Origin of the sequence: Plantibacter sp. LMC-P-059a, from assembly GCF_030209505.1 — a bacterium.
Taxonomy (GTDB): Bacteria; Actinomycetota; Actinomycetes; order Actinomycetales; family Microbacteriaceae; genus Plantibacter.
Genome location: NZ_JARVRZ010000003.1, coordinates 455,931 through 478,809 on the forward strand (window position 1 = coordinate 455,931; position 22,879 = coordinate 478,809).

Consider the following 22,879-nt stretch of genomic DNA (forward strand, 5'->3'; position numbering starts at 1 on the left):
ACTGGAACGCATGACCACGCAGCAGCGAACGGCCCGGATCCAGCGCGCGACGAGCGAGTCCAGCATCGAGCTGGAACTGGACCTCGACGGCACCGGAACGAGCAGCATCGAGACCTCCGTCCCGTTCTATGACCACCTGCTCACGGCGTTCGCGAAGCACTCGCTGACGGACCTGACCGTGCGCGCGACCGGCGACGTCGACATCGACGTCCACCACACGGTCGAGGACGTCGGCATCGCCCTCGGGCAGGCGATCCGTCAGGCGCTCGGCGCCAAGTCGGGGATCTCACGCTATGGCGACGCCCTCGTCCCGCTCGACGAGGCGCTCGTCCAGGCCGTGGTCGACATCTCCGGCCGCCCGTACCTCGTCCACGGGGGTGAGCCTGCCGGGTTCGAGTTCCACTTGATCGGCGGACACTTCACCGGGTCGATGGTGCGTCACGTCTTCGAGGCGATCACCTTCAACGCCGGTCTCACGGTGCACGTCAACGTGCTCGCCGGCCGCGACCCGCACCACATCGCCGAGGCGGAGTTCAAGGCGTTCGCGCGTGCCTTCCGTCAGGCGAAGGCGCTGGATCCGCTGGTCCAGGGCATCCCGTCGACGAAGGGTTCGCTGTGACGGCGCGCCCCTCGGTGGTCGTCCTCGACTACGGTTCCGGCAACGTCCACTCCGCCGTGAAGGCACTCGAGCTCGCCGGCGCCGATGTCGTCCTGACGGGGGACCGCAAGGCCGCCCAAGCCGCAGACGGACTCGTCGTCCCGGGTGTCGGCGCCTTCGACGCGGTCATCGGCGCCCTGCGTTCCTCCCACGGCGACGAGGTCATCGACCGCCGTCTCGCCGGAGGTCGACCGGTCCTCGGCATCTGCGTGGGCATGCAGGTCATGTTCGAGCGCGGCGTGGAACGTGGCTCCGAGGCCGAGGGGCTCGGCGAGTGGCCGGGCGCCGTCACCGAACTCACCGCACCGGTGCTGCCGCACATGGGCTGGAACACGGTCGCGCCGGACGCCGGCTCGGTCCTCTTCGACGGCCTGGCCGACGAGCGGTTCTACTTCGTCCACTCCTACGCGGCCCAGTCCTGGACCCTGGAGGTCATGCCGCCGTTCCCCGAGCCACGCCTCACCTGGGCGACCCACGGGGTGCCCTTCCTGGCCGCCGTCGAGAACGGTCCGTTGTCGGCGACGCAGTTCCACCCCGAGAAGTCGGGCACCGCCGGGATCCGCCTCCTGTCCAACTGGCTCGGCACCCTGTAGCCCGACTAGGATCAGGTGTTTGTGCCACGAGGCATCCTGTGCGCCGATGCCCGACGGGCTCGCAGCTTCCGAAGAGACGGTGGATCATGAACGAGTTCAACACGACGGCCGGCCTCACCCTGCTGCCGGCGATCGACATCGTGGACGGGAAGGCCGTCCGCCTGACGCGCGGCGAGGCCGGCTCCGAGACCAACTACGGGGAACCCGTCGATGCGGCTCTGGACTGGGCCCGCCAGGGCGCTGAGTGGATCCACCTCGTCGACCTCGACGCCGCGTTCGGCCGGGGCGACAACCGTGCGATCATCCGGAAGGTCATCTCGAAGGCTCGTGGGGTGAACATCGAACTCTCCGGCGGCATCCGCGACGACGCCTCGCTGGAGCAGGCGCTGGAGACGGGCGTCAAGCGCGTGAACCTCGGAACCGCGGCGCTCGAGAACCCCGAATGGGCGGCGAGTGTGATCGCCCAGTATGGCGAGGCGATCGCCGTCGGTCTCGACGTCCGGGGGACGACCCTCGCGGCCCGTGGGTGGACGCAGGACGCCGGCGACCTCTGGACCGTGCTCGACCGCCTCGAGGAGGCGGGCTGCGCCCGGTACGTCGTGACCGACGTGACCAAGGACGGGACGATGCAGGGCCCGAACATCGAGCTGCTCCGACAGGTGATCGACCGCACCGACCGTCCGGTCGTGGCCTCCGGCGGGATCTCGAGCCTCGACGACCTGGTCGCCCTGCGCGAGCTCGTCCCGTTCGGCCTCGAAGGGGCGATCATCGGCAAGGCGCTGTACAACGGTGCCTTCACCCTGGCCGAGGCGCTGGATGTCTCCGGCAACTGAGGACGGTCCTGAACCCGACCACCGCCACTCGACGCCGGGTGGCGCCGATTCCGCGGGCCAGCCCTGGGCCGGTCGACGGTTCCAGCAGAACGCGAGCTCGGGCGACGACGGCAGCGCGCCGGAACGCCTGATCGAGTCCCTGCGGCGGTTCCGCGCCGGCGAGGTCGGTGAGGCGGAGGTCGTCGACGCCTTCCGGGACTCACGACTGCTCATCCCGCTCGTGGCGCACCTCGGCGAGGCCGGGAGCAACGAGCACGGTCAGCTGGTGGACAAGTCGCAGGAGCTGTCGATCGTGACCGTGACCGGCCCCGACGGTCGGACCGTCCTCCCAGTGTTCAGCTCGGTGGGGGCCATGTCCGCCTGGAACGGCACGGCGCGGCCGATCCCCGCCGACGGTGTCCGGGTCGCGCTGGCCGCCGCGAGTGAGCAGACCGACGTCGTGGTGCTCGATCCGACGTCGACGACGGAGTTCGCCATCCGTCGGCCGGCGCTCTGGGCGATCGCGCAGTCCCAGCCCTGGACGCCCAGCTTCAGCGACGAATCCGTTCGGCACGCGTTCGAACGTTCGATCGAACCGGAACTCGCGGTCGTGACCGTGCGGCTGCGTGCCGGTGATCCCGAGGCGAAGCTGGCCGGATCCGAGCTCGTGGTCGAACTCGGACTGCTGCAGGGCCTGACCCAGCAGGAACTCGACGCGGTACTCGCCCGCCTCGCCCAGCGGTGGGCGGCCGACGAGACGATCGCCACCCGGGTGGATTCACTCGCCGTCTCGCTCCGTCCAGCAGACTGACCGTCCCGCTCGCCGACCGTCCTCCGGCCGGCGAGACGGGAACCGGATCAGGTGACCGGGCCGGTCCACTTCTCGCCGGGCCCCTTGCCGATGGGGTCCTGGATGGTCGAGGCCTCCCGGAAGGCGAGCTGCAGCGAACGCAGGCCGTCGCGCAGCGAACGGGCGTGCATGTCGCTGATCTCCGGAGCCCCTGCGGTGATGAGGCCGGCGAGGGCGTTGATCAGCTTCCGTGCCTCGTCGAGGTCGGTCTGGGCGTCGGGGGCGTCGGCGAGGCCGCACTTGACCGCTGCGGCGCTCATGAGGTGCACGGCGGCGGTGGTGATGACCTCGACGGCGGGGACGTCCGCGATGTCGCGGGTGGCCTGATCGGCTCCTCCCGACTCGTCGTCGTGGTCGTAGGGGCTGGTGGTGTTGTTCACGTGGATCCTCTGTTAGACTCGTGCGGTGCTCCGAGACATGTCTCGGTACGAAAGAGGAGATTCTCCCACCCGCGCTTGACCGCTTCATTAGGTTACCGGGTTGTCACGCTCCGCCCGACGCTTCACGGCTTCGGGTAGCAAGGGCGTGGTGCCTTCCGGCACGGTGTTCATGAACACCGCACGGAGGTACGGGTGTGTGGTGAACCGAATTCGTCGCGTCGCAGGTATCTGACCTGCCGTGTGGCATCCCACCCAGTCAGAGGAGCTCCGCATCAGCGATCCCCGTACCAATGACCGTATCCGCGTCCCGGAGGTCCGACTCGTCGGTCCCGGCGGAGAACAGGTCGGCGTCGTCAAAATCGAGGTCGCCCTTCGCCTCGCGCAGGAAGCGGATCTCGACCTCGTCGAGGTCGCACCCAACTCCAAGCCGCCCGTCGCGAAGATCATGGACTACGGCAAGTTCAAGTACGAGGCTGCGCAGAAGGCCAAAGAGGCCCGGCGCAACCAGGCGAACACCATCCTCAAAGAGGTCCGGTTCCGCCTCAAGATCGATCAGCACGACTACGAGACCAAGCGCAAGCGCGCCGAGGGCTTCCTCAAGGCCGGCGACAAGGTGAAAGCCATGATCCAGTTCCGCGGCCGCGAGCAGTCCCGCCCAGAGCAGGGCGTCCGCCTGCTCCAGAAGTTCGCCGAGGACGTGTCCGAGTGGGGCACCGTCGAGTCCACCCCGATGGTCGACGGCCGCAACATGGTGATGGTCGTCGGGCCGCTCAAGAACAAGTCCGAGGCCAAGGCCGAAGCCAACGCACAACGTGCGGCATCGAAGGCACGTCCGGCTGAAGCCGACGAAGCCTCCGAGGCCGCTCCGGTGGAGTCATCCACCGACGAGAACCGATAAGAAACGAGGAATCCCATGCCGAAGCAGAAGACCCACTCCGGGGCCAAGAAGCGATTCAAGGTCACCGGCAGCGGCAAGCTGATGAAGCAGCAGGCCGGTATGCGACACAACCTGGAGAGCAAGTCCAGCCGTCGCACCCGTCGCCTGAACCAGGACCAGGTGCTGGCGCCCGCCGACGCCAAGGTCATGAAGAAGCTGCTCGGTCGCTAGACCGTTTACCCGTAAGGAACTAGGAACATGGCAAGAGTCAAAAGGGCGGTCAACGCTCACAAGAAGCGTCGCGTCATCCTCGAGCGCGCCGCCGGTTACCGCGGTCAGCGTTCGCGTCTGTACCGCAAGGCCAAGGAGCAGGTCACTCACTCCCTCGTCTACTCGTACCGTGACCGTCGTGCGCGCAAGGGTGACTTCCGTCGCCTCTGGATCCAGCGCATCAACGCTGCGTCGCGCGCCAACGGCATGACGTACAACCGCTTCATCCAGGGTCTCGGCCTCGCCGGTATCGAGGTCGACCGTCGCATGCTCGCCGAGCTTGCTGTGCACGAGCCCGCCACGTTCGCGGCGCTCGTCGCCTCGGCCAAGGCCGCGCTGCCCGCCGACACCTCGGCGCCGAAGGTCTCCGCCTAGTCGGAAGCCCTGCGCTCGTCCTCGGACGTGTTCGAACGGCCCGATCCCTCAGGGGATCGGGCCGTTTCGTCTGTCCGGAGCCCGCGCCCTAGGATGGGTGCGTGCTTGACAATCCGCGGTCCCCGCGCGTCCGATCCGTCGCCAAGCTCGCCAAGCGTCCGGCGAGACAGGAGACCGGCCTGTTCCTCCTCGAAGGACCACAGGCGGTGTCGGAGGCCCTGCAGTTCCGGCCAGACCTGATCCTCGAGCTGTACGCAACGCCGACGGCGCTCGAGCGGTACACCGAGATCGCCGCCGCCGCGTCCGCCGCTGGCCTCGAGATCGAGTTCGTCACCGAGCAGGTGCTCGAGTCGATGGCGGACACCGTCACGCCGCAGGGGTTCATCGCCGTCGCGCAGCAGTTCCCGACCTCCATCAAGGACATCTTCGCCGGGGAGCCGCAGCTCGTCGTCGTCCTGGAGGAGGTCCGCGACCCGGGCAACCTCGGGACGATCATCCGGGCGGCCGACGCCGCCGGAGCCGACGCGGTCGTCCTCAGCGGACGCACCGTCGACCTCTACAACCCCAAGGTCGTGAGGTCGACGACCGGTTCGCTGTTCCACCTGCCCGTCGCCGTGGGTGTCGAGCTGCCCGCCGTCCTCGAGCGCGCGCGTGCCGCGGGTCTGCAGACGCTCGCGGCGGACATCAAGGGTGGAGACCTGTTGGTGGCGCGGTCCGAGGGCGTGCTCGCGCAGCCGACGGCCTGGGTGTTCGGCAATGAGGCCAGGGGACTCACCGATGAGCACCTGGCACTGGTCGACCGTGCGGTTACGGTTCCGATCTACGGCCGGGCCGAGAGCATGAACCTCGCGACGGCGGCGTCGGTCTGCGTGTTCGAGAGCGCGTTCGCCCAGCACGCCTGACCACGGTCTGTGACGATCGGCGAGGTTACGAAACGGTAACCGTAGCGCTTCCGTCATGCGCTTGAAACACGCGGTCACCTAGTTTGGGTTACATGGAGCCAACAGCGTCCCCGAACTCCGGCCCGACGGAACCCGAAGCCCCGTCGTCGCTCGGATCCGCCGGAGCATACGAGACCACCAGCAATCCGATTCAGGCGGGCCGGGGTGAGCCGCTCGTCGTCATGGAGGACGTCGAGAAGCACTATGGCGACTTCCATGCGCTGAAGCGCATCAACCTCACCGTCAACAAGGGCGAGGTCGTCGTCGTGATCGGGCCGTCCGGTTCCGGCAAGTCGACCCTGTGCCGCACGATCAACCGACTCGAGACGATCACCTCGGGGGAGATCCGGATCGACGGCAAGAAGCTGCCGGAGGAGGGCAAGCAGCTCGCCGAGCTGCGCGCGGACGTCGGCATGGTGTTCCAGTCGTTCAACCTGTTCGCCCATAAGACCATCCGCGAGAACGTCACGCTCGGCCCGATCAAGGTGCGCAAGCAGAAGAAGCGCGACGCCGACGATGCGGCGAAGGTGCTCCTCGAGCGCGTCGGCATCGGCGTGCAGGCCGACAAGCTGCCCGCGCAGTTGTCCGGCGGACAGCAGCAGCGCGTCGCCATCGCCCGAGCCCTCGCCATGAAGCCCAAGGTCATGCTCTTCGACGAGCCCACTTCGGCACTCGACCCCGAGATGATCAACGAGGTGCTCGACGTGATGGTGCAACTCGCCAGCGAGGGCATGACGATGATCGTCGTCACCCACGAGATGGGCTTCGCGAGGAAGGCTGCCGACCGCGTGGTCTTCATGGCCGACGGGGAGATCCTCGAGGACACCGACCCGGAGTCGTTCTTCACGAACCCGCAGTCGGAGCGCGCGAAGGACTTCCTGTCGAAGCTCCTCACCCACTGACCCATCCGACTCCGGATCGCGCTCCCCGCGCGGCGACCCGGAACTGACCAACCGATCGGCCCGTCCCGGGCACCAAGGAAGGAAGGACAACATGCGCAAGAGGCTCATGTTCATCACCGCGGGAGTCGCTGCAGCAGCGCTCGCGCTCAGCGGGTGCAGCGGCGGCGACGCCGGCACCGGATCGACCGACGGCGCGTCCGATGGCGGCGCGCTCTTCGAAGTCGCCTCCGACGTCCAGCTCGAGGGCAGCCCCACCTACGACGCGATGGTGAAGGCCGACAAGGTCCGCATCGGCGTGAAGGAGGACCAGCCCGGTCTCGGGTACCTCGACGCGGCCACCGGTGAACGCTCAGGCTTCGACGTCGAGATGGCGACGTGGATCGCCGCATCGCTCGGCTTCGACGCCGACAAGATCGAGTTCAAGGCGATCCCGAGCGCGAACCGCGAGTCGGCGATCGTGAACGGCGACATCGACTACTACGTCGGGACGTACTCCATCACCGACAAGCGCAAGGAGCAGATCGACTTCGCCGGTCCGTACTTCGAGACCGGCCAGGGTCTGCTCGTCGCAGCGGACAACGACGACATCAAGGGCGAGGACGACCTCGCAGGCAAGACCGTCTGCTCGGCGACCGGTTCCACGCCCATCCAGAACATCAAGGACAACTTCCCCGACACCAAGACGGAGGAGTTCGACACCTACTCGCAGTGTGTCGAGGCGCTGAACGACGGCAAGGTCGACGCGGTCACCACCGACCAGGCCATCCTCATCGGGTACGCGGCACAGTTCCCCGACGACCTCAAGGTCGTCGGCGAGCCGTTCAGCACCGAGCTCTACGGCATCGGTCTCCCGAAGGGTGACGACGCGCTCCGCCACTTCATCAACACGATGTTCACCGATGGCGGCGACACCTGGACCAAGATCTACGACGCCACCCTCGGCGCCTCGGGCACCAAGGTGACCCAGCCGGCGGTCGACGACTACTAAGCAGCGCCCCGGGCGGCCACGCACCAGTGGCCGTCCGGGGGAGCTGTCCCGTCGACTCCGCCCAGGCGCCCGCCACGGGCGTCCCCCTCCCGAAAGGCGTGCGCGACATGAACGTCCTGCTCGACAATCTCGACCTCTTCGTCACCGGCTTCCGCAACACCCTGTTGCTGTTCGTGGTGTCGGGGTTCTTCGCGCTCGTGCTCGGCACCATCGTCGGTGCGATGCGGGTCTCGCCGGTGCCCGCCATGCGCCTGTTCGGCACCGTGTACGTCAACACGGTGCGCAACACCCCGCTCACCCTCATCCTCTTCTTCTTCGCCTTCGGCTACCCCAAACTCGGGCTCCCGGAAGTGAGTTACACCACGCTCGCCATCATCGGCCTGAGCCTCTACACCGCGACCTACGTCGCCGAGGTCCTGCGTTCCGGCGTCAACACGGTGCCGATCGGCCAAGCCGAGGCCGCCCGTGCGATCGGCCTGCCGTTCGGGCAGACCATGACGCTCGTCATCCTCCCGCAGGCGTTCCGTGCGGTGCTGCCGCCGCTGTTCAGCGTGCTGATCGCCCTGCTCAAGAACACCACCGTCGCAGCGGGCTTCTCCGTCGCCGAAGCCGGTGCCATCCGCGCGAACCTGTCCGAGCGCGGTGAGCCGCTCCTCATCGGCCTGCTGTGGGTGGCCCTCATCTTCGTCGCCCTCGTGTCGCTCCTGTCCCTCGCCCAACGGGCCTTCGAGAAGAAGTGGAGGATCGCGCGATGAGCTCCGTCCTGTTCGACACCCCCGGCCCGAAGGCCGTCGTCCGCTACCGGTGGATCGGCGTCGCCACCGTCCTCGTCGTCGCCGGCATCCTCGCCTTCATCGTCTTCCGGTTCATCGAGACCGGGCAGTTCACCGCCTCGAAGTGGAAGCTCTTCACCTTCCCCCGCGTGTGGGAGCAGATCCTCCAGGCGACGGGTGCGACGCTGTCCGCCTTCGCGGTCGCCGCCGTCTGCAGTGTCGTCCTCGGACTGGTGCTGGCGATCGGTCGACTGTCGGACCACAAGATCATCAACGTCCCGTTCACGATCTTCATCGAGTTCTTCCGGGCCGTCCCGGTCCTGATCCTCATGATGCTCATGTACTACGGGCTGCCGCCCCTCGGCTTCACCTTCGTGACGCCGTTCGTCGCCGTCGCGATCGCGCTGACGCTGTACAACGGCGCGGTGTTCTCCGAGATCTTCCGGGCGGGCATCGAGTCGTTGCCGAAGGGGCAGGGGGAGGCCGCGTACGCGATCGGGCTGCGCAAGTCCTCCGTCCTCCGCCTCATCCTGTTCCCGCAGGCGATCCGGGCGATGCTGCCCGTCATCATCGCGCAGCTCGTGGTCGCGCTCAAGGACACGGCGCTCGGGTTCCTCATCACCTACCAGGAACTCCTGTACCTGGCGAAGCAGTTCGGGTCGCAGGCGCTGTACGGCAGCCCGATCATCCCGTCGATCATCGTGATGGGCTCGATCTACATCGTGCTCTGCCTCATCCTGTCGGGTGTCGCCAAGATCGTCGAGGTGCGCACGCGTCGTTCCCCGCGGACGCCGAAGGAGCAGGCCGCTCCCGAGGTCACGACGACCCAGCTGATCGGCGTGCAGTTCGGGGATCAGACGGGACGCCCCACACCCTGACGGCGGAGGCTGGGTGCGCTGCACCCGGTCGCGCCGCGGGGCGGGCGCCTGGGTAGACTTGGCTCTCGTGTCCGACGCATCCCCAATCTCCGAACCAGCGGTGAACGCTGCGGTCGATGCCGCTCTCGAAGCGATCGCCGCAGCCACCGACTCGGCCGCCCTGAAAGCGGTCCGATCAGCCCACGCCGGCGAGGCTTCACCGCTCGCCGCCCTCAACGGGTCGCTCCGCAGCGTGCCGAACGACCAGAAGGCCGCGCTCGGCAAGTTGGTCGGTCAGGCTCGTGGCCGGGTCGCCAAGGCGTTGAGCGCTCGCGAGGACGAGATCCTCGCCGCCGAGACGGAGGCACGGCTCGCGGCCGAGACGATCGACGTCACCGCGGTTCCGCTGCGGCGTTCGGTCGGTGCCAGGCACCCGCTCACCCTGTTGCAGGACCGGGTGTCGGACATCTTCGTCGGCATGGGGTGGGAGATCGCCGAGGGGCCGGAGGTCGAGAGCGAATGGTTCAACTTCGACGCCCTGAACTTCGACGCCGACCACCCGGCGCGTGCCATGCAGGACACCTTCTTCGTGGAGCCGCTCGAGTCGCACCTCGTCCTCCGCACCCACACCTCACCGGTCCAGGTGCGCTCGTTGCTCGAGCGTGAGCTGCCCGTCTACGTCCTCGCACCGGGCCGGGTGTACCGCACGGACGAACTCGACGCCACCCACACGCCCGTCTTCATGCAGTTCGAGGGTCTCGCCGTCGACAAGGGGCTCACGATGGCGCATCTCCGCGGCACGCTCGACCACTTCGTGAAGAGCGTCTTCGGCGACGATGCGAAGGTACGACTCCGCCCCAGCTACTTCCCGTTCACCGAGCCGAGCGCCGAGCTCGACTTCTGGCACCCGACCTTCAAGGACGGCCCGCGCTGGATCGAGTGGGGTGGGTGCGGCATGATCAACCCGAACGTGCTCCGCTCGGCGGGGATCGACCCGGACGTCTATTCGGGCTTCGCCTTCGGGATGGGCGTCGAGCGCGGGCTGATGCTCCGCGACGGTGTGCAGGACATGCGAGAGATGGTGGAGGGCGACGTCCGCTTCTCCCAGCAGTTCGGGATGGTGGTGTAGTCGTGCGTGTTCCATTGAGCTGGCTCGGGGAGTTCGTCGAACTCGCCCCGGGGACCACCCCCGAGGACGTCCACGCGGCCCTCGTCCGTGTCGGGCTCGAGGAGGAGGACATCCACGTCTTCGAGCTGACCGGCCCCATCGTGGTCGGCGAGGTGCTCGAATTCGTCGAGGAGCCCCAGTCGAACGGGAAGACCATCCGCTGGTGCCAGGTGCGCGTCGCCGAGGGCGACGACGAGGGTGCCGTGCGCGGCATCGTCTGCGGTGCCGGCAACTTCTTCGTCGGCGACCAGGTCGTCGTCACCCTGCCGGGTGCCGTGCTGCCCGGCCCGTTCCCGATCGCGGCGCGGAAGACCTACGGTCACGTGTCCGACGGCATGATCGCCTCCGCCCGCGAGCTCGGCCTCGGTGAGGACCACGACGGCATCCTGCGGCTCTCGACGATCGGTGTGGAGGCGCCCGTCGGCACGGACGCCATCGCGCTGCTCGGTCTCGACGACGCCGCGGTCGAATTGAACGTCACGCCCGACCGCGGCTACGCGTTCTCCATCCGTGGGGTGGCCCGCGAGTACTCGCACGCGACGGGCGCTCCGTTCCGCGACCCGGCGTCGAGTGTGCCTGAGGCCTTCACGACCGAGCTCGACGGGTTCCCGGTCACGATCGACGACGCGGCTCCGATCCGAGGCCGCGTCGGTTCGAGCGTCTTCGTGACGCGCGTGGTGCGGGAGGTCGACCCGAGCCGGCCGACGCCGCCCTGGATGGTGGCGAGACTGAAGCTCGCGGGCATCCGCTCGGTGTCGCTCGTCGTCGACATCACGAACTACGTCATGCTCGAGCTCGGACAGCCGATCCACGGCTACGACCTCGACACGCTCACCGGCGGCATCGTCGTACGACGCGCACGGGCGGGGGAGACCTTCGTCACCCTCGACGGCCAGGAACGGACGCTGCACGGGGAAGACCTCCTCATCACGGACGACTCCGGCCCGATCGGCCTGGCGGGCGTCATGGGCGGCCTCGCCACCGAGATCACCGACGCCACCCGGAACGTCCTCATCGAAGCGGCGAACTTCGATCAGGTGTCCATCGCCCGGAGTGCGCGTCGGCACAAGTTGCCGAGCGAGGCGTCCAAGCGCTTCGAGCGGGGCGTCGACCCGCAGGTCGCGGTCGCGGCGGCCGGTCGTGTCGCGCAGTTGCTCGTCGACCTCGCGGGCGGTCGCCCGGACGCGCTCGGCTCGACCGTGGCCGCCGCCGACGATCGTGAGGCGATCCTGCTTCCCGACGGGTACATCAACGGCCTCGTCGGTGTCGACTTCGGGTCGGACGAGACCCGTTCGGCCCTCGCCGAGATCGGCGCGGTCGTCGCAGCCACCGACGGCGGACTCCTCGTGACCCCGCCCAGTTGGCGCCACGACATCACCGGCAAGGAGGATCTCGCGGAGGAGGTCGCCCGCATCCTCGGGTACGACCGCATCCCGTCCGTGCTCCCGGTCGCCCCTCCCGGACGCGGGCTCACCCGCTCGCAGCGACTCCGTCGGGGCGTCGCCGACGCGCTCGCCTACGGCGGCGCGACCGAGGTCCTGTCCTACCCGTTCGTCTCGGCCGAGGAGAACGCCCGGTTCGGAACCGCACAGCCAGGGGAACTCCCGTCGGTGAAGCTCGCGAACCCGCTCGACGCCAAGGCTCCCTATCTCCGGGCGTCGATGTTGCCCGGACTCCTCACGGTCGCCCACCGCAACGTCTCGCGCGGCCTGACCGACCTGTCGATCTTCGAGCTCGGGTCGGTGTTCCGTCCGGCTCGACACGGCGCGTTCGGTCAGTCGGTGTTGCCGGAGGGTGCGGCCCGACCATCGGACGAGCAGCTCGATGAACTCGAAGCGGGCGTCCCGGCACAGCCACGTCACCTCGGCTTCCTCGCGGTCGGCAACAGTGTGCCGAAACAACCGGGTCAGCCGGCGGTCGCCGCCGGGATCGCCGAGGCGCTCGAGGCCGTCCAGGCCGTGGCCGTCGCGACCGGTGTCGACATCACGGTGTCCCAGGGCGCACACCAGGCGATGCACCCTGGTCGTGCTGCGGCCTTGCACGTCGGCGACGTGCTGGTCGGCTACGCGGGTGAGTTGCACCCCCAGGTCGCCGAGGCGGCCAACCTGCCCCGCGTCGTCGCCGTCGCGGAACTCGATCTCGACCGCATCATCGCCCTCGGCGACGCGGTGCCCGAGGCGGTCGGCGTCCGGACGCTGCCTGCGGCGACGCAGGACCTGTCGCTGCTCGTGCCCGAGACGGTCGCCGCTGGCGCCGTACTCGAGACCGTGAGGGACGGCGCTGGATCGCTGCTGGAGCAGATCCGCCTCGTCGACGACTACCGGGGCACGGGGGTGCCGACCGGGAGCAAGAGTCTCACCTTCGCGTTGCGCTTCCGAGCATCCGACCGCACGCTGACGGCTGCAGAGGCGAGCGATGCGAAGCTCGCCGGCGCGGCGGCGGCAGCCGAGCGGTTCGGCGCGAGCATCCGCGACTGAGTCGGTCCAGGACAGACGAAGCGGCCCCGCGGATCGATGATCTGCGGGGCCGCGTCCGTCGCCCGGGACTCAGTCGCGGAAGGTCTCGATCGAGGCGCCGAGCGTGATGAGTCGCTCCTGCAGTTGTTCGTACCCACGAGCGATGATGTCGACGTTCCGCAGGACGCTCGTCCCCTTCGCCGCGAGCATGGCCAACAGGATGACGACGGCGGGTCGGAGTGCGGGCGGGCAGCTCACCTCGGCTCCGGACCAGTGCGTCGGACCGGAGACGTCGATGCGGTGCGGGTCGCGCAAGCGGACGTTCGCCCCGAGGCGCGTGAGGTCGGTGAGGTGGATCGCCCGACCCTCGTAGACCCAGTCGTGGATGAGGGTGTCGCCCTCGGCGCACGCGGCGATGACGGCGAAGAACGGCAGGTTGTCGATGTTCAGTCCGGGGAACGGCATCGGGTGGATCTTGTCGATCGGTGCGTGCAGCTTCGACGGGTGCACGGTGACGTCCACGAGCCGGGTGCGACCGTTCGCCGCCGGGTACTCGGGGGAACGGGTGTGACGCAGGCCCATTTCCCCGAGCGTGGCCAGTTCGATCTCCATGAACTCGATCGGGACCCGTGTGACGGTGATCTCCGAATCGGTGACGATCCCGGCAGTCAGCAGGCTCATCGCCTCCACCGGGTCCTCGCTCGGCCAGTAGTCCACGTCCTCGTTGATGACGCTGCGGCCCGTGATCCTGAGGGTCGTGCTGCCGATGCCGTCGATGGTGATGCCGAGGAGCTCGAGGTAGAAGCAGAGGTCCTGCACCATGTAGTTCGGGCTGGCGTTGCGGATGGTCGTGACCCCGTCCCGGACGGCGGCGGCCATGATCGCGTTCTCGGTGACGGTGTCGCCGCGTTCGGTCAGCACGACGGTCAGTTCCTCGGGCACATCGGGAGCGACGGTGGCCTGGTACCACCCGGCCGTTGCCTCGATGGACAGGCCGAAGGGCCGCAGGGCGATGAGGTGGGGTTCGACCGTGCGCGTTCCGAGGTCGCAGCCGCCGGCGTAAGGCAGGGCGAAGGTGTCGTATCGGCCGAGCAACGGGCCGAGGAACATGAGCACGCTGCGGGTCCGTCGTCCGGCGTCCTCGTCGATGCTCTCGAGCGAAAGGTCGTCGGGCACGTGGATCTCCACGTCCTGGCCGTCGGGCGACCACACGACGGAGACGCCGAGACTGCGCAGGACGTCGATGATGCGGTCGACCTCGACGATGCGGGCGATGCCGTGGAGGGTGGTGCGGCCGCGGTTCATGAGCGCCGCGCACAGCAGGGCGACCGAGGCGTTCTTGCTCGAACGGACCTCGATGCTCCCGTGGAGGCTGCGGCCGCCCTGCACGCGGAGGTGCGAGTTCTTCTTCTGCTCGCCGAAACTGACGATCTCGCTCTCGAGCGCGGTGCTGATCCGGCTCAGGAGGTCGATGCTGATGTTCTGGCTGCCCTGCTCGATCCGATTGATCGCGCTCTGGCTCGTGCCGACGCGTTCAGCCAACTGGGCCTGGGTGAGTTTGCGTCCCTGACGCGCCCCGCGGATGAGTGCCCCGACCTGCCGGAGCGGCGCAGCGGGGTCCGTTCGTTCAAACGTTGCCGTATCTTCCATGGCGTCATGCTATCTCAGATATGAGATAGCGCACCCCCGTTAGGGCTGTCAGTGCGACCGAATCGGATCGGATACCCGCTCCGTGGTGTCGGGCGTCGGCGACGTGCGTCGGAAGAGGACCGCGTACACCGGCCCTGCCACGAACCAGATCGCCGTGATGGCGAGCAGCTTGACGATCATGCCCCAGATGACATCGTCGTTCGTCTCTGCGAACGAGGAGGGCACGGACCACCCCACCATGGCCTGCATCGCGAGGAGTCCGCCGATGGCGATGATCACGGCGAGCAGCACCCGACGCCATTCGAGCCACGCGGCCCGAACGTACGCGGGCCCGGACTTCGGCTTCGCCTGCGGTGCCTTGCCCCCGGCGAACCGGTGGGCGAACCAGACATCGGCCTTCGTGATGAGGGCGTGTCCGAAGGCCACGGTGAATCCGAGGTAGATGGTCGCCAGGAGGTGCGTGAAGTTCGGTTCCTCGCCGCCGGCCAGATCGATCGCGGTGAGGACGACGAGGACGAGGTCGACGAGTGGCACCCCGATCAGCATGATCGAACTGAGGAGCCGTCGCCGCAGCAGGTAGCGGACCGCCAGCCCACCGAAGAGGAGGATCCAGAACGCGCCCTCCGCGCCGAGGATGGCCCAGATGAGCGGGCTGGTGCCGAAGAGTTCCGTGAAGCTGTCCATGTCCTGATGCTCCCGCAGCGGCGTGCCGCCCCACATCGACCGAGCTGCGGATCCTGCGCCGGTGTCGTCAGCGGAACTGCGTACGGGCTCGTCGTCCCTCCGGCGCTCGCGTCGGCCGCCGGGAACTGGTCTGATGGACACATGGCTGCGCTTGAAGGACCTCGCTCATGGGTGAGCCGACACCGGGAACCGGTCGTCACCGTCGTCTGCGCCGTCGTCGGGCTCCTGTTCGCGCTGATCGGATTCCAGATCCCCTGGAGCACGGCGGCGACCCCGTCGTCGGCGCCCGTGATGCTGGTCTTCCTCGCCGCTGTCCTGATCGTGCACGTGTTCCGGCGCCGCCGCCCGCTGACCATGCTCCTGCTGGGGGCGCTGATCGCCCTCGCGGAAGCGCTGTCGACGGGCAGCAGCGGGGTCGGGGTCCTCATCGTGTTGTCAGACCTCGCCTACGCGGCCGCCCTCTACTCGCGGTCGCGCCTCGTCGACATCGCGGCCTTCCTGTGCACGGCGATCGCGGTCGCAGCGGTCAGCGTCTTCGCGGTCTTCTGGTTCACCGACGACGTCGCCGCGGCCGCGCGTCTGGACGGTGGCGTCCTGTTGGGTTCCCTCATCACCGTGCCCGTGATCCTGGCCAGTTCGATCTGGTTCGGCAGGATGGTGCGGTACCCGCGCCTCGAGGCGGAACGCCAACGGGAGCGTGCCGACACGATCGCGCAGGCCGCGACAGCCCTCCGCCAGGACGCCGTGACCCGGGAACGGCTCGAACTCAGCCGCGAACTCCACGACGTCATCGCCGGACACCTGTCGGCGATCGCAATGCAGTCGACTGCGGCGCTGGAACGACGGACGCCTGCCGACGAGGCGACGCTCCGTCACACCGTGGAACTCGTTCGAGCCGGCAGTCTGGAGGCCTTGGCGGACATGCGCACGATGATCGACGTGCTCCGTGGGGACCCCTCCGCAGACGTGCCGGTTTCGGCGCCCGACCGTCTCACCGGCGAGGAGATCGCGCGTGCGGTCGACGTCGCCCGCGCGAGCGGTGTCGAGTTCGACCTCCGGGTGCCGGGGGACGCGGCGCTCGCCGAGGTCCCGGCGCAGACGTCGATCATCGGACTGCGGACGCTCGTCGAGGGGCTGACGAACGCCGCGAAGCACGCGCCGGGCACGCGGGTGCGGGTCGAGATCTCGCTGCCGCCCGGCGCACTGTCGGTCGTGCTCAGCAATCCGCTCCCGTCGTCGCCCGTCGTCTCGGCCCTCGTCGGTTCCGGCGGCGTCGGCCTCGTCGGTCTGGCGGAGCGGGCGCGCCTGGTGGGAGGGGATCTCACCGCGGGCCCGGACGGCGGGGAGTGGCGGCTGTCGGTGACGGTGCCGACCGCGACGCTCCGAACGTCGGCGTCCTCGCTCGCCGCTGGGGTGACGACGTGACGATCTCCGTGCTGATCGCGGACGACCATGCGGCCGTCAGAGCCGGTCTGGGCGCCCTGCTCGCGGAGCCGGACGACATCCTGGTGGTCGCCGAGGCGGTGGACGGGGAGTCCGTCGTCACCCAGGCCGCCCGCTACCGGCCGGATGTCGTCCTCCTCGACGTGCAGATGCCGCGGGCCTCGGGCATCGACGCGATCCCGGCCATCTTCGCCGCCGTCGACCCGCCGCCGGCGATCATCGTGCTCACGACCTTCGCGATCGACCGCTACGTCGACGACGCGCTCGCCGCCGGCGCGAACGCCTTCCTCGTCAAGACGGTCTCGGCCGCCGGCCTCGTCGACGCCATCCGTCGTGTCCATGCGGGGGAGGCGGTCCTCGCTCCGGAGGTGACGCGCCGGGTGCTCGACCGCCTCGCAGCGACCAGCGCGCCCGTCGTCGCCGGCCCGGTAGCCGCCCACCCGGGACTCGCGACCCTCACACCGCGGGAACGGGAGGTGCTCGCGCAGCTCCGGGCCGGGCTGAGCAACGCGGGGATCGCCGCCGCGCTGAGCTTGTCGGAGGCGACGGCGCGCACGCACGTGTCGCGGATCCTCGTGAAGCTGGATGCCCGGTCACGGGTTCAGGCGGCGCTCATCGCGGAGCGCGCGGCGGCCGGTCCGGATTCGTCTGCATCCTCGTCGCCGTAGTACGCTCTCGGCATGGCACGTTTCCAGGCACAGGGTTCTTCGCGGGCGATCACGCCTCGCGCCCTCCGCCGTCGCGTGTCCACGCGCTCCACCGCAGAGCGACGCTAGGCGACCCCGATGCCCGCACGGTCCATGAGACGGTGCAGTCGTCCAGGAGTCGCCGCCTCCGCCACCCGAGCGTCCACTCAATAAGGTAGAGCCATGTCCTTCTCTGTCGCCGTCGCCGGCGCATCCGGTTACGCAGGAGGCGAGCTGCTTCGGCTGCTCGCCGACCATCCCGACTTCGAGGTCACGACGGTGACCGCGCACGCGAACGCCGGTCAACCACTCATCGACCACCAACCACACCTCCGATCGCTGCGACATCTGGTCCTCGAGGCGACGACGCCCGAGGTCCTGGCCGGACACGATGTCGTCTTCCTGGCCCTCCCGCACGGCAAGTCGGGGGAGGTCACGGCGTCGCTCCCGCCCGAGACGCTGGTCGTCGACTGCGGAGCCGACCACCGGCTCGTCGACGAGGGCGACTGGGACGCGTTCTACGGCGGTGACTACTTCGGTGCCTGGGCGTACGGCGTGCCGGAGCTGCAGACCACCACCGGCCGGGGCCGCGACGCACTCGTCGGCGCCAAACGGATCGCCGCCCCCGGGTGCAACGCGAGCACGGTCGCCCTGTCGCTCGCGCCCGGCATCGCCGCGGGCGTCATCGAGCCACTCGACCTCGTCTCCGTGCTCGCGGTCGGCCCGTCCGGCGCCGGCAAGAGCCTCAAGCTCAACCTGCTGGCGAGCGAGGTGCTCGGCTCCGCGAACCCGTACGCGATCGGCGGGACCCACCGCCACATCCCCGAGATCACGCAGAGTCTGCGAGCCGCGGGAGCTGACGTGGCGACCATCTCCTTCACCCCCGTCATCGTGCCGATGTCGCGGGGGATCCTGGCGACCTCGACGGCGCGGATCGTCCCGGGCACCACGGCTGCCCAGGTGCGTGCCGCGTGGGAGTCGGCCTACGAGGGCGAACCCTTCGTGCAGGTCCTGCCCGAGGGATCCTTCCCGCGGACGGCGGATGTGCTCGGTGCGAACACCGCGCTCATCGGGCTGGCGGTCGACGAGGCCGTCGGACGCGTGGTCGTCGTGACCGCCGTCGACAACCTGGTGAAGGGGACCGCCGGAGCGGCGATCCAATCGGCGAACCTCGCACTCGGACTCCCCGAGTCGACCGGCCTCAGTGTGAACGGAGTGGCACCGTGAGTGTGACAGCAGCAGCAGGATTCGTGGCGGCGGGGGTCGCCTGCGGACTCAAGACCTCGGGCGGGCTCGACCTCGCCATCGTCCAGAACGTCGGACCGCTGCAGCATGCGGCGTCGGTGTTCACGAGCAACCGGTGCAAGGCGAACCCCGTCCTCTGGAGCGAGCAGGTCATGGAGGACGGCATCGTCTCGGCCATCGTCCTGAACTCCGGTGGCGCGAACTGCTACACGGGCTCGCGCGGGTTCCAGACCACACATGCGACGGCGGAGTCGGTCGCGGAGCGGCTCGAGGTCTCCGCGGGCGACGTCCTCGTCTGCTCGACGGGATTGATCGGCGAGCAGCTCGACCTCGACAAGCTGACCGCCGGCGTCTGGGATGCCACCCGGGCGATCACGATGGACGGCGGCGCCGGTGAGGCGGCCGGTCTCGACGCCGCGACCGCGATCATGACGACCGACACGAAGCCGAAGCAGGCGACGCATCGATCGGCCGACGGGTGGACCATCGGCGGGATGGCCAAGGGCGCCGGCATGCTCGCTCCCGGGCTCGCCACGATGCTCGTCGTCATCACGACCGACGCGGTCCTCGAGCCGGCGGAACTCGATCAGGCGCTCCGGAGCGCGACACGGGTCACCTTCGACCGTCTCGACTCCGACGGCTGCATGTCCACGAACGACACCGTCTCACTGCTCGCCTCCGGCGCGAGCGGAGCGACCCCGGACCTGCCCGACTTCATTGCGGCACTCACCGAGGTCTGCCGCGATCTCACCCTCCAGCTGCAGGCCGACGCCGAGGGCGCGGCCCACGACATCGCCATCGAGGTCGTCGGGGCGTCCTCTGAGGACGACGCCGTCGAGGTCGCTCGCGCCGTCTCGCGCAGCAACCTCTTCAAGGCCGCCGTCTTCGGCAACGATCCGAACTGGGGTCGCGTGCTCGCGGCCGTCGGGACCACGGGCGCCGTCTTCGACCCCTACGGGATCGACGTGGCGATGAACGGGGTCCAGGTCTGCACGGCGGGAGAGCCCGATCAGCCGCGCGAACTCGTCGACCTCGTCCCCCGTGCCGTGCACGTCCTCATCGACCTCCACGCAGGCGAGGCCGGCGCGACCATCTGGACGAACGACCTCACGCACGACTACGTGCACGAGAACAGCGCGTACGCGAGTTGACGATGACGGAGTACCGAGACAACTCACCCGAGGAGGCCGCCATCAAGGCGGCCACCCTCATCGAATCCCTGCCCTGGCTGAAGGCCTTCCGCGACCAGACGATCGTGGTGAAGTTCGGCGGCAACGCCATGGTGAGCGACGAGCTCGCCCAGGCCTTCGCCGAGGACATGGTCTACCTGCGCTATGCGGGGCTGAAGCCCGTCGTCGTCCACGGCGGAGGACCCCAGATCTCCGCCATGCTGGAACGCCTCGACATCCACAGCGAGTTCCGCGGCGGATACCGGGTCACGACGCCGGAGGCCATGGACGTCGTGCGGATGGTGCTCACGGGCCAGGTCAACCCCGAGCTCGTCGGCCGCATCAACGAGCACGGTCCACTCGCAGCCGGCCTGTCCGGTGAGGACGCCGGCCTGTTCGGCGGACGCCGTCGCTCTATCGTCGTCGACGGGGAGCCCGTCGACATCGGCCTCGTCGGTGACGTCGTGACCGTCGACCCCGCCTCCGTGCAGGCCTACCTGGACGCCGGCAACATCCCGGTGGTGTCCTCGATCGCTCCGGACCTCGACCACCCCGGACAGACGCTCAACGTGAACGCGGACGCCGCCGCTGCTGCGCTCGCCGTGTCGCTCGGAGCGGCGAAGCTCGTCATCCTGACCGATGTGGCCGGCCTGTACAGCGACTGGCCGGACCGTGACTCGCTCGTCTCCCGGATCACGACCACCGAGCTGCGGCAGATGCTCCCGAGCCTCGAGTCCGGCATGATCCCCAAGATGACCGCCTGCCTCGACGCCGTCGACGGCGGCGTGGCGAAGGCGGCCATCATCGACGGCCGTGTGCCGCACTCCATTTTGCTCGAGGTGTTCACCCAGAACGGCTCCGGCACCGAGGTCGTCCCGGAGGACTCATGAGCGACTGGAAGTCCCGCGTCGAACGGGACATGATGCGTACGTTCAACACGCCGATCGCGATGTTGACCCGGGGTGAGGGCTGTCACGTCTGGGACGCCGAGGGCAACCGCTACCTCGACTTCCTCGCCGGGATCGCGGTCAACGCGCTCGGACACGCGCACCCGGCCTTCGTCGGCGCGGTCACCCGGCAGGCGAGCACGCTCGCGCACGTCTCGAACTACTTCTCGACCCCGCCGCAACTCGAGCTCGCCGCCCGCCTGAAGCGGCTCGCGGGCGCCGACGACGGCGGTCGCGTGTACTTCGCGAACTCGGGTGCCGAGGCGAACGAGGCCGCGTTCAAGCTCGCGCGCCTCAATGTCGGCGACGGTTCCCGGACTCGCGTGCTGACCTTGGAGAACTCCTTCCACGGGCGCACCTTCGGCGCACTCGCGTTGACGGGTAAGCCCGCTTTGCAGGAGGCGTTCCACCCGCTTCCCGGGGGAGTCGAGCACATCCCGACGACGATCGAGGCGTTGGAGGCGGAACTCGACGACCGGGTGGCGGCGCTGATCGTCGAGCCGATCAAGGGCGAGGCCGGGGTCGTCGACCTGCCGGACGGTTACCTCGCGCGGGCCCGCGCGCTCACCGAGGCGCACGGGGTGCTGCTGATCATCGACGAGATCCAGACCGGCGCCGGCCGGACGGGGGAGTGGTTCGCCTTCCAGCGGGCCGGCATCGTCCCGGACGCGATCACCGTCGCGAAGGGCATCGGTGGTGGCATGCCGATCGGCGCGCTGGTCACCTTCGGTGCCGCATCCGAGCTGTTCGGTCCCGGCCAGCACGGCAGCACCTTCGGCGGGAACCCCCTCGCCACGGCGACAGCCAACGCCGTACTCGAGGAGATCGAGCGGGCCGGTCTCGTGGAGAACGCGGCCGTCCGAGGCGAGCAGCTCCGGGCGGTGATCACGGCCATCGGATCGCCCCTGATCGAGGAGGTCCGCGGACACGGTCTCCTCATCGGCATCGGCCTCAGCGCACCCGTCGCGGCGGAGCTGTCGGCCGCCGCGTTCGAGCGAGGCCTCATCATCAACGCACCGAACGCGACGAGCATCCGCATCGCACCCCCGCTGATCATCGGCGACGCCGAGATCGACGAGTTCACCACGCGTTTCCGCGCCGCGCTCGACGCCGTCCAGGCCTGACCGGCCACCGACCCTCACGAACAGGATCCTCAGTCATGACCCGTCACTTCCTCCGCGACGACGACCTCAGCCCCGCCGAGCAGGCCGAGATCCTCGATCTCGCCACCGAGCTCAAGCAGGACCGCTGGTCCCGCCAGCCGCTGTCCGGCCCGCAGACCGTCGCGGTCATCTTCGACAAGTCCTCCACCCGCACGCGGGTGTCGTTCGCCGTCGGCATCGCCGATCTGGGTGGGTCGCCACTCATCATCTCGACGGCGAACAGCCAGCTCGGCGGCAAGGAGACGGCGGCGGACACCGCTCGGGTGCTGGAACGCCAGGTCGCTGCGATCGTCTGGCGCACCTACGCGCAGTCCGGCTTGGAGGAGATCTCCGCTGGAACGACCGTGCCCGTGGTCAACGCCCTGTCCGACGACTTCCACCCGTGCCAGCTGCTCGCCGACCTCCTCACCATCCGTGAGCACAAGGGCGCGCTGGCCGGTCTGACGATGTCGTTCTTCGGAGACGGCGCGAGCAACATGGCGCACTCCTACCTGCTCGCCGGCGCGACCGCCGGCATGCACGTGCGGGTCGCGGCACCTGCGGAGTTCGCTCCGTCGCCGGATGTCGTCGCGGACGCAGAACACATCGCCGAGACGACGGGCGGGTCGATCCTCGTGACGACCGACCCGGATCAGGCCGCAGCGGGCGCCGACGTCATGATCACCGACACCTGGGTGTCGATGGGCAAAGAGGACGAGAAGGCGCAGCGCGTGGCGATCTTCGGCGGCTATCGGGTCGACCGGAGGCTCATGGGGCTCGCTGCCGGCGACGCCGTGTTCATGCACTGCCTGCCTGCCGATCGCGGCTTCGAGGTCGAGGCCGAGGTGATCGACGGCGAGCAGAGCATCATCTGGGACGAGGCGGAGAACCGTCTCCACGCACAGAAGGCCCTGCTCGTCTGGTTGCTGGAGCAGCAGCAGCACACCGGTTCCGCGGCCTGACCCACCCCGGCTTCAGCCACATCGACCCGTCCGGAGCGCTTCGGACGCGAG

The 22,879-nt window shown here is 68.9% G+C and carries 24 protein-coding genes; 21 read left to right on the forward strand and 3 right to left on the reverse strand.

What is annotated here, in order from left to right; translation table 11 throughout:
- Nucleotides 1-10 precede the first annotated feature (10 nt).
- The 4 genes from hisB to QRN27_RS09405 all read left to right on the forward strand — a co-directional run bounded on the left by hisB (nucleotide 11) and on the right by QRN27_RS09405 (nucleotide 2,874).
- Nucleotides 11-619, forward strand: a complete 609-nt coding sequence (hisB, locus tag QRN27_RS09390) for an imidazoleglycerol-phosphate dehydratase HisB (RefSeq protein WP_285042010.1) — start codon at nucleotides 11-13, stop codon at nucleotides 617-619.
- Nucleotides 616-1,251, forward strand: coding sequence for an imidazole glycerol phosphate synthase subunit HisH (hisH, locus tag QRN27_RS09395; RefSeq protein ID WP_194670436.1), 636 nt, complete (start codon nucleotides 616-618; stop codon nucleotides 1,249-1,251). Before hisB ends, hisH begins: the two co-directional genes overlap by 4 nt.
- Before the next feature lie 86 nt (nucleotides 1,252-1,337).
- The gene (gene priA, locus QRN27_RS09400; protein ID WP_194670435.1) at nucleotides 1,338-2,084 is read left to right on the forward strand and encodes a bifunctional 1-(5-phosphoribosyl)-5-((5-phosphoribosylamino)methylideneamino)imidazole-4-carboxamide isomerase/phosphoribosylanthranilate isomerase PriA; all 747 of its coding nucleotides are present in this window, start codon (nucleotides 1,338-1,340) and stop codon (nucleotides 2,082-2,084) included.
- Nucleotides 2,068-2,874, forward strand: coding sequence for an SseB family protein (locus tag QRN27_RS09405; RefSeq protein WP_285042011.1), 807 nt, complete (start codon nucleotides 2,068-2,070; stop codon nucleotides 2,872-2,874). The genes priA and QRN27_RS09405 overlap by 17 nt, the downstream gene beginning before the upstream one ends.
- Before the next feature lie 47 nt (nucleotides 2,875-2,921).
- Here QRN27_RS09405 and QRN27_RS09410 read toward each other — a convergent pair whose 3' ends face one another.
- Nucleotides 2,922-3,293 carry a DUF1844 domain-containing protein gene (locus QRN27_RS09410; RefSeq protein ID WP_056012072.1) on the reverse strand — a complete coding sequence of 124 codons (372 nt, stop codon included), beginning with the start codon at nucleotides 3,291-3,293 and terminating at the stop codon, nucleotides 2,922-2,924.
- 238 nt (nucleotides 3,294-3,531) lie between these two features.
- Between QRN27_RS09410 and infC the strand changes: the two genes are divergently transcribed.
- The 10 genes from infC to pheT all read left to right on the forward strand — a co-directional run bounded on the left by infC (nucleotide 3,532) and on the right by pheT (nucleotide 12,921).
- Nucleotides 3,532-4,191, forward strand: coding sequence for a translation initiation factor IF-3 (infC, locus tag QRN27_RS09415; protein ID WP_082456168.1), 660 nt, complete (start codon nucleotides 3,532-3,534; stop codon nucleotides 4,189-4,191).
- Between the two features lie 15 nt (nucleotides 4,192-4,206).
- On the forward strand, nucleotides 4,207-4,401 hold the full coding sequence (gene rpmI, locus QRN27_RS09420) for a 50S ribosomal protein L35 (protein WP_056012069.1): 195 nt from the start codon (nucleotides 4,207-4,209) through the stop codon (nucleotides 4,399-4,401).
- Between the two features lie 27 nt (nucleotides 4,402-4,428).
- On the forward strand, nucleotides 4,429-4,815 hold the full coding sequence (gene rplT, locus QRN27_RS09425) for a 50S ribosomal protein L20 (RefSeq protein WP_056012066.1): 387 nt from the start codon (nucleotides 4,429-4,431) through the stop codon (nucleotides 4,813-4,815).
- A 101-nt stretch (nucleotides 4,816-4,916) separates the two neighbouring features.
- Nucleotides 4,917-5,717 (forward strand): TrmH family RNA methyltransferase, encoded by an 801-nt coding sequence (locus tag QRN27_RS09430; protein ID WP_285042012.1) that lies wholly within the window; start codon nucleotides 4,917-4,919, stop codon nucleotides 5,715-5,717.
- A gap of 221 nt (nucleotides 5,718-5,938) precedes the next feature.
- The gene (locus QRN27_RS09435; RefSeq protein WP_285042037.1) at nucleotides 5,939-6,658 is read left to right on the forward strand and encodes an amino acid ABC transporter ATP-binding protein; all 720 of its coding nucleotides are present in this window, start codon (nucleotides 5,939-5,941) and stop codon (nucleotides 6,656-6,658) included.
- Between the two features lie 91 nt (nucleotides 6,659-6,749).
- The gene (locus tag QRN27_RS09440; protein WP_079707066.1) at nucleotides 6,750-7,646 is read left to right on the forward strand and encodes a glutamate ABC transporter substrate-binding protein; all 897 of its coding nucleotides are present in this window, start codon (nucleotides 6,750-6,752) and stop codon (nucleotides 7,644-7,646) included.
- Between the two features lie 107 nt (nucleotides 7,647-7,753).
- The gene (locus QRN27_RS09445) at nucleotides 7,754-8,401 is read left to right on the forward strand and encodes an amino acid ABC transporter permease (RefSeq protein ID WP_056013357.1); all 648 of its coding nucleotides are present in this window, start codon (nucleotides 7,754-7,756) and stop codon (nucleotides 8,399-8,401) included.
- Nucleotides 8,398-9,297: an amino acid ABC transporter permease gene (locus tag QRN27_RS09450; protein WP_285042013.1), complete on the forward strand. Its 900-nt coding sequence runs from the start codon at nucleotides 8,398-8,400 to the stop codon at nucleotides 9,295-9,297. Before QRN27_RS09445 ends, QRN27_RS09450 begins: the two co-directional genes overlap by 4 nt.
- A gap of 67 nt (nucleotides 9,298-9,364) precedes the next feature.
- Nucleotides 9,365-10,405, forward strand: a complete 1,041-nt coding sequence (gene pheS / locus QRN27_RS09455) for a phenylalanine--tRNA ligase subunit alpha (RefSeq protein WP_285042014.1) — start codon at nucleotides 9,365-9,367, stop codon at nucleotides 10,403-10,405.
- A 2-nt stretch (nucleotides 10,406-10,407) separates the two neighbouring features.
- Nucleotides 10,408-12,921: a phenylalanine--tRNA ligase subunit beta gene (pheT, locus tag QRN27_RS09460; RefSeq protein ID WP_285042015.1), complete on the forward strand. Its 2,514-nt coding sequence runs from the start codon at nucleotides 10,408-10,410 to the stop codon at nucleotides 12,919-12,921.
- Between the two features lie 69 nt (nucleotides 12,922-12,990).
- Here pheT and QRN27_RS09465 read toward each other — a convergent pair whose 3' ends face one another.
- A complete protein-coding gene (locus QRN27_RS09465; protein ID WP_285042016.1) occupies nucleotides 12,991-14,550 on the reverse strand; it encodes a helix-turn-helix domain-containing protein in 1,560 nt (519 codons plus the stop codon).
- Nucleotides 14,551-14,598: 48 nt separating this feature from the next.
- Nucleotides 14,599-15,234 carry a hypothetical protein gene (locus tag QRN27_RS09470; protein ID WP_285042017.1) on the reverse strand — a complete coding sequence of 212 codons (636 nt, stop codon included), beginning with the start codon at nucleotides 15,232-15,234 and terminating at the stop codon, nucleotides 14,599-14,601.
- Between the two features lie 171 nt (nucleotides 15,235-15,405).
- Between QRN27_RS09470 and QRN27_RS09475 the strand changes: the two genes are divergently transcribed.
- From QRN27_RS09475 to argF, 7 genes are all read left to right on the forward strand, one after another.
- Nucleotides 15,406-16,659: a sensor histidine kinase gene (locus QRN27_RS09475; RefSeq protein WP_285042018.1), complete on the forward strand. Its 1,254-nt coding sequence runs from the start codon at nucleotides 15,406-15,408 to the stop codon at nucleotides 16,657-16,659.
- Complete coding sequence (locus tag QRN27_RS09480) at nucleotides 16,656-17,345, forward strand: response regulator (RefSeq protein ID WP_285042019.1); 690 nt, start codon at nucleotides 16,656-16,658, stop codon at nucleotides 17,343-17,345. The genes QRN27_RS09475 and QRN27_RS09480 overlap by 4 nt, the downstream gene beginning before the upstream one ends.
- Before the next feature lie 201 nt (nucleotides 17,346-17,546).
- On the forward strand, nucleotides 17,547-18,590 hold the full coding sequence (gene argC / locus QRN27_RS09485; protein ID WP_285042020.1) for an N-acetyl-gamma-glutamyl-phosphate reductase: 1,044 nt from the start codon (nucleotides 17,547-17,549) through the stop codon (nucleotides 18,588-18,590).
- Nucleotides 18,587-19,759: a bifunctional glutamate N-acetyltransferase/amino-acid acetyltransferase ArgJ gene (gene argJ / locus QRN27_RS09490; RefSeq protein WP_285042021.1), complete on the forward strand. Its 1,173-nt coding sequence runs from the start codon at nucleotides 18,587-18,589 to the stop codon at nucleotides 19,757-19,759. The genes argC and argJ overlap by 4 nt, the downstream gene beginning before the upstream one ends.
- A 2-nt stretch (nucleotides 19,760-19,761) precedes the next feature.
- A complete protein-coding gene (gene argB / locus QRN27_RS09495; RefSeq protein WP_285042022.1) occupies nucleotides 19,762-20,667 on the forward strand; it encodes an acetylglutamate kinase in 906 nt (301 codons plus the stop codon).
- Entirely contained in the window at nucleotides 20,664-21,848 is a 1,185-nt protein-coding gene (locus QRN27_RS09500) for an acetylornithine transaminase (protein ID WP_285042023.1), read from the forward strand. The genes argB and QRN27_RS09500 overlap by 4 nt, the downstream gene beginning before the upstream one ends.
- A 35-nt stretch (nucleotides 21,849-21,883) precedes the next feature.
- Entirely contained in the window at nucleotides 21,884-22,828 is a 945-nt protein-coding gene (argF, locus tag QRN27_RS09505) for an ornithine carbamoyltransferase (protein WP_285042024.1), read from the forward strand.
- Nucleotides 22,829-22,879 lie beyond the last annotated feature (51 nt).

Bases quoted from the DNA above. Each gene is read 5' to 3' on its own strand.
- hisB (WP_285042010.1), top strand. From the start codon at position 11: ATGACCACGCAGCAGCGAACGGCCCGGATCCAGCGCGCGACGAGCGAG.
- priA (WP_194670435.1), top strand. From the start codon at position 1,338: ATGAACGAGTTCAACACGACGGCCGGCCTCACCCTGCTGCCGGCGATC.
- QRN27_RS09405 (WP_285042011.1), top strand. From the start codon at position 2,068: ATGTCTCCGGCAACTGAGGACGGTCCTGAACCCGACCACCGCCACTCG.
- rpmI (WP_056012069.1), top strand. From the start codon at position 4,207: ATGCCGAAGCAGAAGACCCACTCCGGGGCCAAGAAGCGATTCAAGGTC.
- rplT (WP_056012066.1), top strand. From the start codon at position 4,429: ATGGCAAGAGTCAAAAGGGCGGTCAACGCTCACAAGAAGCGTCGCGTC.
- QRN27_RS09435 (WP_285042037.1), top strand. From the start codon at position 5,939: ATGGAGGACGTCGAGAAGCACTATGGCGACTTCCATGCGCTGAAGCGC.
- QRN27_RS09440 (WP_079707066.1), top strand. From the start codon at position 6,750: ATGCGCAAGAGGCTCATGTTCATCACCGCGGGAGTCGCTGCAGCAGCG.
- QRN27_RS09445 (WP_056013357.1), top strand. From the start codon at position 7,754: ATGAACGTCCTGCTCGACAATCTCGACCTCTTCGTCACCGGCTTCCGC.
- QRN27_RS09450 (WP_285042013.1), top strand. From the start codon at position 8,398: ATGAGCTCCGTCCTGTTCGACACCCCCGGCCCGAAGGCCGTCGTCCGC.
- QRN27_RS09465 (WP_285042016.1), bottom strand. From the start codon at position 14,550: ATGGAAGATACGGCAACGTTTGAACGAACGGACCCCGCTGCGCCGCTC.
- QRN27_RS09470 (WP_285042017.1), bottom strand. From the start codon at position 15,234: ATGGACAGCTTCACGGAACTCTTCGGCACCAGCCCGCTCATCTGGGCC.
- argC (WP_285042020.1), top strand. From the start codon at position 17,547: ATGTCCTTCTCTGTCGCCGTCGCCGGCGCATCCGGTTACGCAGGAGGC.
- argB (WP_285042022.1), top strand. From the start codon at position 19,762: ATGACGGAGTACCGAGACAACTCACCCGAGGAGGCCGCCATCAAGGCG.
- QRN27_RS09500 (WP_285042023.1), top strand. From the start codon at position 20,664: ATGAGCGACTGGAAGTCCCGCGTCGAACGGGACATGATGCGTACGTTC.
- argF (WP_285042024.1), top strand. From the start codon at position 21,884: ATGACCCGTCACTTCCTCCGCGACGACGACCTCAGCCCCGCCGAGCAG.